The sequence below is a fragment of the Acinetobacter sp. YH01004 genome (assembly GCF_013420455.1).
In the GTDB taxonomy this organism is placed as follows: domain Bacteria; phylum Pseudomonadota; class Gammaproteobacteria; order Pseudomonadales; family Moraxellaceae; genus Acinetobacter; species Acinetobacter towneri.
This window is the reverse complement of the sequence record NZ_VOXZ01000007.1, coordinates 139228-148236: the sequence shown is the minus strand read 5'-3', so window position 1 is coordinate 148236 and position 9009 is coordinate 139228. Positions and strand designations below refer to the sequence as shown.

6 protein-coding genes and 2 rRNA genes are annotated in these 9009 nt (G+C 42.3%); 4 read left to right on the top strand and 4 right to left on the bottom strand.

Features of this window, described 5'->3' with window-relative positions:
- From FTT71_RS07150 to FTT71_RS07135, 4 genes are all read left to right on the top strand, one after another.
- Positions 1-103, top strand: a 23S ribosomal RNA gene (locus FTT71_RS07150); the annotation flags it as partial.
- 191 nt (positions 104-294) lie between these two features.
- Positions 295-409, top strand: a 5S ribosomal RNA gene (gene rrf / locus FTT71_RS07145).
- 334 nt (positions 410-743) lie between these two features.
- Entirely contained in the window at positions 744-2102 is a 1359-nt protein-coding gene (locus tag FTT71_RS07140; RefSeq protein WP_004974034.1) for an MFS transporter, read from the top strand.
- A gap of 191 nt (positions 2103-2293) precedes the next feature.
- Complete coding sequence (locus tag FTT71_RS07135) at positions 2294-3463, top strand: PQQ-dependent sugar dehydrogenase (RefSeq protein WP_154320153.1); 1170 nt, start codon at positions 2294-2296, stop codon at positions 3461-3463.
- Between the two features lie 424 nt (positions 3464-3887).
- Here the strand turns inward: FTT71_RS07135 and FTT71_RS07130 are convergent, their stop codons facing one another.
- The 4 genes from FTT71_RS07130 to ribF form a co-directional block, all read right to left on the bottom strand.
- Positions 3888-4370 (bottom strand): peptidylprolyl isomerase, encoded by a 483-nt coding sequence (locus FTT71_RS07130; RefSeq protein WP_004974037.1) that lies wholly within the window; start codon positions 4368-4370, stop codon positions 3888-3890.
- Entirely contained in the window at positions 4363-4902 is a 540-nt protein-coding gene (lspA, locus tag FTT71_RS07125) for a signal peptidase II (protein WP_004974039.1), read from the bottom strand. Before lspA ends, FTT71_RS07130 begins: the two co-directional genes overlap by 8 nt.
- Positions 4895-7741, bottom strand: coding sequence for an isoleucine--tRNA ligase (gene ileS / locus FTT71_RS07120; RefSeq protein ID WP_180160834.1), 2847 nt, complete (start codon positions 7739-7741; stop codon positions 4895-4897). Before ileS ends, lspA begins: the two co-directional genes overlap by 8 nt.
- Positions 7742-7807: 66 nt before the next feature.
- Positions 7808-8809, bottom strand: a complete 1002-nt coding sequence (ribF, locus tag FTT71_RS07115) for a riboflavin biosynthesis protein RibF (protein ID WP_104852770.1) — start codon at positions 8807-8809, stop codon at positions 7808-7810.
- Positions 8810-9009: the final 200 nt, after the last annotated feature.

Below are 9009 nucleotides of genomic sequence, written 5' to 3'. Positions count from 1 at the left end.
CCTCCTAAAGAGCCGTTGAAGACTACGACGTTGATAGGTTGGATGTGGAAGCATAGCGATATGTGAAGCTGACCAATACTAATTGCTCGTGAGGCTTGACTATACAACACCCAAACAGTTGGGGTTGAATGCTCAATCGATTCAAATCCAATCAGTCAATTCAGACTGATCTTGATTTAGTTAACGCTAAACAATAAAATTCAGACCCAATACAGCCCAATCTGTTACAGATTCGGAAAACGCAGTGCATCACTATCGTGAGTAAGACCAATGCAAGTCTCCGTAAACAGTTGTGCTGGCGACCATAGCAAGAGTGAACCACCTGATCCCTTCCCGAACTCAGAAGTGAAACCTCTTCGCGCTGATGGTAGTGTGGGGTTACCCATGTGAGAGTAAGTCATCGCCAGCTCATTATTCAAAGCCCCCTTGACATAAACGTCAAGGGGGCTTTTTTATACGGAAAGGAAAATATTAAGAAGAAAAGTAGAAGAAAGAAGTTTAAAACAATATATTTACAATAATAAATTATGTGAAAAATATAGCATATATCAAAATATCATAAATTACTGCAAGTCTATTTAGTCGAATTTATCTACAACTTTAGTCTAGGTTTTTAAGAAAATTAACCAGAGTTAAGTTTTTGCTGTAGACAAAAAGTGAATATTGATTCATTTTATATACAAAAGTGAATAACCATTCATTTTTTATAAAATAAAAAGCTCACAATTGGAGGTGAGGGAAAAATGACAGCAACAACAATGAATGTGAATGCTGTAGTGGATCAAGCAAAGTTTAAACCTTTTCATTTAAAAATTGTACTTTGGTGCGTATTTGTCGTTATTTTTGACGGTTATGATTTGGCGATTAACGGTGTGGCTTTACCACTACTGATGCAAGAATGGAATATGACGGCTGTACAGGCAGGTATGCTTGCGAGTACGGCACTGGCAGGCATGATGTTTGGCGCCATGCTGTTTGGCATGTTGGCAGACAAAATTGGCCGTAAAAATGTCATATTAATTTGTGTGACGTTATTTAGTGGCTTTACTTTTTGGGGCGGCTTTGCATCCAACCCAACAGAGTTTGGTATTTTACGTTTTATTGCAGGTTTAGGGATTGGCGGGGTATTGCCTAACCTCGTGGCTTTAACCTCTGAATATGCACCACAAAAAATGCGTAGTACCTTAGTTACCACCATGTTCAGCGGCTATGCCGTGGGCGGCATTATGGCAGCCTTACTTGGTGCATGGTTGACGCCTAGCTTTGGCTGGGAAGTGATGTTCTATATTGCGGGATTACCGTTACTTATTTTGCCTTTATTGTGGTTTTTCTTACCAGAATCTTTAACTTTTTTGGTGAAAAAACAGCAACATGAAAAAGCGCGTCACATCGTCCAGCAAATTAGCCCACAAGAAAATATCAGCCCACAAACACAATTTGTATTAAATGAAGTACAAACCGCAGATGCCTCAATTGCAGCCTTATTTAAAAATAACCGTGGCATGAGTACTTTGCTGTTTTGGTGCTGCTTCTTTATGTGTTTGTTGATGGTTTATGCTTTGGGCAGTTGGTTGCCAAAACTGATGATGGCAGCAGGTTATTCGCTGGGTAACAGTTTAATGTTCTTAATGGCGATGAACATTGGTGCTGTGATCGGAACCATCAGTGGCGGGATTTTAGCAGACCGTTTCCACTTAAAACCTGTGATTATTGGCATGTTTTTATTGGGCGCATTCTCTCTAGTGGGTCTAGGCTTTAATTCACCACAGCCTGTGATTTATTTATTGGTGGGCTTAGCAGGTGCTTCTGCCATTGGCAGCAGTATTTTATTGTATAGCTTTGTTGCTCAGTATTATCCACTTACGATTCGTTCTACAGGTATCGGCTGTGCTTCTGCAGTGGGGCGTGTCGGTGCGATTGTAGGCCCTATTATTATTGGCGTACTTTTGGGCATGGATTTACCACATAAAATGAACTTTTTGGCGGTGGCGATTCCTGCAGTGATTGGTGCAATTGCAGTAGCACTGATTCGTTTACAAAGTACATCACAGGTGGTGAGTGAGCCAAGCGTGGTTAAAAAAGCCAGCCGATCTTATAGTTAATTGATCGTTAGTGTTTTGGGACTTTGAAATTAAGGAGCATTGCTCCTTAATTTTTTGCCTATTCACTTTGTAGAAGATTTAATTAAGAAAGTGTGTATCGCTACATTTCTACTGTGCACGAGGTACATTTCATTGATTATGATGTCTTGATTAGCACAAGCAAAGATTGAATGAATAGAGGAGCAATTAGGATGCTCAAGATAAATCGGCAATACTATGGATTTATATGTCTAGTTGTATTGGGTTTAACTACAGGGTGTAATGCGCAAGTTGAGCCGAAACAGAACACGGCTGCTTTAGAGTCAAAATCAACTTCTGCACAAAATTTACAACGCTATCAAATACAGCCAATTGCAGATTTTAATGAGCCGTGGGCATTGGCAGAATTACCCGATGGACGCCTATTAATTACAGAAAAAGCGGGGAAATTAAAACTTTTTGATCCAAAAACAGGTCAAAGCTTAGATGTTCAAGCTATCCCTGAAGTCGCCTATGGCGGACAAGGTGGTTTGGGTGATGTCATTTTAGATCCTGAATTTCAACAGAATCAGCAGATTTATTTAAGTTATGCCGAAGTGGGTACGGGTGGTTACGGTGCAGTCGTGATTCGGGGCAAGCTTGTATTAGATGCTAAACCCACGCCAAAACTCACCGAAACTCAAAGAATCTGGCAGCAAGTGCCGAAAGTATCAGGACAAGGACATTATGCGCATCGTATAAAGTTTGGGGCAGATGGCAAATTATGGATAAGTTCTGGTGAGCGACAAAAGTTTGAACCTGCTCAGGATTTAAAATCTAATTTAGGTAAAATTTTACGTTTAAATACAGATGGTACAACACCTTTAGACAATCCATTTCAAACACATGGAGAGATTGCCAAGCAAGTCTGGAGTTTGGGGCATCGCAACCCTTTAGGCATGGCATTCGATTCTACAGGGCAGCTTTGGGTTGCAGAAATGGGACCTAAAGGGGGTGATGAGTTGAATCTGATTGCCAAAGGCGAAAACTATGGCTATCCGTTGGTGTCGAACGGTGATCATTATAATGGTTTGCCAATTCCAGACCATGCGACTCGTCCTGAATTTACAGCCCCAGTGCTGGATTGGACGCCTGTCATCTCTCCCTCAAGTTTGATGTTTTATACGGGAGATGTATTTCCACACTGGAAGCATAAAGCCATTCTTGGTGGTTTATCTTCAAAAGCAATTATTGTGGTGGATACGCAAGCACAGCCTGTTCGGGAGTTACAGCGTATCGAGATGGGTCAGCGGATTCGTGGCGTACTTCAAGCACAGGATGGCAATATTTGGGTGATTGAAGATGGTCAATCTGCCAGATTGCTTAAATTGGTGGCTCCATAAAATAAATTTCTTCAGGTCTAAACTTATTTCAAAGTAGGATAAAAAACAAATAGAAAAAAGCCCCAACATCATGTCGGGGCTTTTTCAGATTTATGTTTAGGTATTACTCCTGTTATACCTTTCAGCGTCCTGCCGTTATATTATTTATTATTGTTATTCTTGCTTTTAGAAACATCCTGTTTCTGTATGTGTTAAATATAAAATGAAAGCTGATCTTTGCCTAGCGTCAATTTTCTGCAGTGCATGTAAGCTAAAACGTACAACGATATATCGGTAAAATATAGATCAATAAACTGGATTTATTTAATTTTAAGTATTTGATTATATTTAATAATTATCTTATTCAATAAAAAATCTCCCAAATTCATTTTCTTGTACTTGGGAGATTTGAACAGCAGAAAGATGCAGTAAGTATGCAAATTGATTACATCAACTTAATACCTTGTTGTCCTGCTGGGGTCACTCTAAAGATTTCAACTTCAAAGGTAATATTTTTACCCGCTAAAGGGTGGTTAAAGTCTACTTCAGTCACATCATCGTTGACAGATTTCACCACGCCATAGAGGCTTTGTTTGGCTTTATCTTCAAATTCAATCATGTGTCCTTCAACTGGATGTTGCTCAAATTTAACCGTATCAAAAGTTTGTACGTTTTCAGGATTCCATGGACCAAATGCTTCTTCAGGTGGAAGACTCACGGTACGACGGTCGCCTGCACGTAAACCAAATAATGACTTTTCAAAACCAGGTAATAGGCTGCCATCGCCCATGACCAAACTTACAGGTTCAGCGCGGCTACGGGTGTTGTCAATTTCTACACCATTTTCAATGGCGACAGAAAAGTGCAATTCGACTTTTGAGCCATCTTCAATACGAGTTTCATCATTTGGATTAATAATTTCAGTCATGTTGCGCCTGCGCTCGTTCAATTCGGTGCTTTTCTAGGAAAAACGTATCAATTAACAGCAGAATGGTGCCAAGTGTGATGGCACTGTCTGCAATATTAAAGGCAGGGAAGTGGCTGTTGTTGTAGTACACGTGAATAAAATCGACCACGTAGCCAAGACTGACCCGATCAATTAAATTCCCAATCGCACCGCCTAAAATCAAGGCAATCGCCAAAGGCAGTACGATGACATTTTTTGGCATACGCATTAGCCAAAATACAAAAATTACAGACACTAAACCTGCCAGTGAGGTAAAGAAATAACGTTGCCATCCACCTGCATCGGACAAGAAACTAAAGGCAGCGCCATAGTTATGCAGTAAAGTCCAATTCAAAAAGGGCAATACAGGCACTGGATCTGCGTAATTCAGATGCGATACTGCAATCCATTTGGTCCATTGGTCGAGAATAATCGCGACAATGGACAAGCCCACCCACCATAAATTATGTGGATAGAACTGGAATAAGCCCTTTTTGTGTTGTGGATTAGGCATATTTTCTCTCTTCGCCTTGACCTGTTGGAAGGTTGATAATACAACGTGAGCATAAACCTGGGTGTGCAGAATGTGTATTCACATCAGGAAGTACATGCCAGCAACGTACGCATTTTTCGCCATCTGCTGCAGAAACTTTCACGTTCAAGCCGTCTAAATCAGAGGCTTCACCTTGTGCAGCATCAAAGCCATTCACAATTACTTGTGAGGTAATGAGGACAAAACGCAGCTCATCGCCTAGTTTATCCAATACGGCTTTGAGTTCGTCATTCGCCCAAAGTTCAACTTTAGCAGATAAGTTGGAACCGACTGTTTTGGCGGTACGTGCTGCTTCAATGAATTTATTGACGGCAGATTTCACTGCAATCAGGGTTTGCCATTCCGCTTCTGCCAAGATGTTAGCTTCAGAAGCCACTGGAATGTCATACCATTCTGCAGTGAAGACATATTTTTCTGATTGCTCAGGAATTAGCGGCCATGCTTCTTGTGCAGTAAAGCTTAAGATTGGCGCCATCCAACGAACGAAAGCCTGAACCAAGTGATACAAAGCGGTTTGTGCAGAATGACGTGCTTGCGAGTCTGCTTTGGTGGTGTACTGACGGTCTTTGATGATATCGAGGTAGAAACCACCCAAGTCATTAATACAGAAGTTGGTCAGTGCACTGGTCACGATATGGAAGTTCATATCTTCATAGGCTTGCTGAATGGTTTTCTGTACTTCTGCGGCACGTTGCAGGATGTATTGATCCAGTGCAATCAACTGATCTACAGGCAGTGCATCTGTAGCGGGTTTGAAGCCATTTAAGTTGGCCAACAAGAAACGCAAGGTGTTACGGATACGACGATAACCGTCAGAGGCACGGCTAAAGATTTCCTTACCTGCGGTCATTTCATAGCGGTAATCTGCCGATGCAATCCAGAAGCGTAAGCCGTCTGCACCCATGTCTTTAATAATGTCTTGTGGAGTAATGATGTTACCCAACGATTTCGACATTTTGCGACCTTTTTCATCCACTACAAAGCCGTGGGTTAACAAGCCTTTGTATGGTGCGCGTTCATTGATCGCAATTGAGGTGAGTAATGAAGATTGGAACCAACCACGGTGTTGGTCTGAACCTTCAAGATATAAATCGGCTGGGTCTTGTAACTCTTCACGCTCACGTAGTACGGCGTAGTGGGTCGTGCCTGAGTCGAACCATACGTCTAATGTATCGCGTACTGCATTGTAGTGCTCGGCATCATCACCAATGAAGTCTTTGGCTTCACGGTTGTACCAGCCATCAATCCCTTCTTGCTCGATCAGTTTTGCAACTTCTTCGATCAATTCAGGTGTGCGTGGGTGCAATTCGTTGGTGTCTTTATGTACAAAGAATGGAATTGGCACGCCCCAAGTACGTTGACGTGAAATACACCAGTCTGGGCGACCTTCAATCATCGCTTGGATACGGTTTTTACCCCAATCAGGTACAAAGCTGATCTCATTTTCAATCGCATTCAGTGCGCCTTGACGTAAACCTTTGGCATCCATGCTGATAAACCATTGTGGTGTAGCGCGGAAAATAATTGGAGTTTTATGACGCCAGCAGTGCGGATAGCTGTGTTTGATTGGGTGATGTGCCCACAGCTTATTGTTTTCTGCCAAAGTCGCAATAATTTGTGGATTGGCTTTGTAGATGTGTTCGCCTGCAAAGATTGGTGCAGTAGGTAAATATACGCCATTACCACCGACAGGATTGTCAACTTTTAGGTTGTATTGTAAGCCAACTTTATAGTCGTCCACACCATGTCCAGGCGCGGTATGTACTGCACCTGTACCGCTTGTTGCGGTCACGTGTTCACCTAAAATCACAGGTACTTGGCGTGCTTGAATCAGTGGATGTTGTAAGATCAGGTTTTCGAGTTTGTCACCTGTGAAGTCAGCCAATACTTCATAGCTGCTAAAGCCATAGCGTTCAGTTGCTGACAGTACCAATTCTTTGGCCAAAATAAAGTTTTGTGGTGCTTTTTCATCGGCACGTGCCTTCACCAATTGGTATTCAATTTCGGCATGTAATGCAACGGCTTGGTTCGCAGGTAAAGTCCACGGTGTAGTCGTCCAAATGACGATGTCAGTGGCATCATTCACTTGCACATCCAAACGTGCAGATAAATCGGCTAAATCGACCACAGCAAAACCGACATCAATTGCATCGGATTTTTTATCTTCATATTCAACTTCGGCTTCTGCCAATGCAGAACCACAGTCCAAACACCAGTTCACAGGTTTAAGACCCGGTTCAATATGACCTGCTTTGGCAATTGCACCCAATGAACGCACGATATCGGCTTCTTGCTTGAAGTTCATGGTGAGGTAAGGATTGTCCCAATCACCAAATACACCCATACGCACGAAGTCTTTTTTCTGTAATTCGACTTGGGTGTAAGCATATTCGCGACAGGCTTTACGGAAAGTCGAAGCATCGACTTTTACACCCACCTTCCCCACTTTTTCTTCTACTTTAAGTTCAATTGGTAAACCGTGACAGTCCCAACCCGGAACGTAGGGTGCGTCAAAACCATCCATGACACGGCTTTTAATAATAATGTCTTTCAGGACTTTATTGACCGCGTGACCCAAGTGAATTTGACCATTGGCATACGGAGGGCCATCGTGAAGCACATATTTTTTCTTGCCAATACGCGATGCACGAATCTGCTGATAAATGTTGTCGGCATACCACTCTTCTAACCATTTCGCTTCACGTACTGCGAGATTTGCTTTCATTGCAAATTCAGTACCTGGGAGGTTTAGCGTGGCTTTATAATCCACTGCATTTTCAGGAGTTTGCTTATCGCTCATGCAAGTTGTCTTCCAGTTGAATCAGCCCATGGACTGACGCGTTTTACATTAAATATTTAGGGTAAATTAAAAAGGGAAATTTGGATGATCTTGTCGAAATTCAAGAAGTTTTTCAACATCATCATCAATTCCCGCTTTGAGTGCTTCAAGCGAAGGGTAATTTTTTTCGCCATGTAAATAGTTTAAAAATGTGACCCGCATTAATAAGCCATACAGATTAGCAGAAACATTGGGGAAATGTACTTCTAATCGCCATTCGGGCTGTACTTGTTGGATGGCTGGGCGCGTACCCACATGTCCTGCACCAAACAGACTGTTCGGGCTGTAGCCTGCAACACCCGTTTTATCGGGATGATCATGTTTGACTTTTTCACTTAAAGCGGTGGTTTCACACACCACTTCAACGCCATAAATGCCATTTAAGCAGGGTTTATGGCGGTTTAAGCGCACATTAATGGTTGGAAAATCTAGGGTACGACCAATTTGATCGCCATATTGGACGCGCCCTGTAATGCTATATGGGCGTCCAAGCAGTTTGGCTGCCAGTGCCAAATCGCCTGCTTGTAAAGTTTGACGAATACGGGTTGAGCTAACACGCTCACCATTTAGTTCAATGGTGTTTAAATTGGTGACCTGAAAGCCATAGTTGCGCAAAAACTCGCTATTGCCTTGGCGGTTTTTACCAAAATGGAAGTCATCACCCAAGACCAAATGCGAGGCATTCAGGGTATCTTTTAAAAGTTTTGCAAAGGCTTCGGCGCTTAAACTGCGGAAATGATTGTCAAATTTCGCTACTGCAATGTAGTCGATGCCCAATTCAGTCAGATATTCGACTTTTTCCCGCAACGAGCTGATGCGTGGTGGAGCATCGTAGCCTTTAAAAAATTCCAGTGGTTGAGGTTCAAACAGCATCACCACGGTTTTGAGTTGTTGCATAGCAGCAACTTCTTTGAGCTGTTGAATCATCGCCTGATGACCGACATGCACACCATCAAAATTGCCAATGGTCACGGCAGTTTGGGCGAGGTCGGTGGTTGAAGATAAAGCATTCAGGCGGAGCAGCTGCATGATCGGATGAAAGTTGAAAATTTGTAAGGGCTATATATTGCCATATTCTCGCGCTTTCGTCTTGCTGTTGTGTTTTTAACCTGAAAAATTATCTGAAAATCAGGCAAAATCCGACTATTTGAGCGCTAAAGGTGAACTGGATTTGCACCGCGTCAGATTTTCTTTTCTAATGTGCCCAGTTTCAATGATCTGTACGAGTA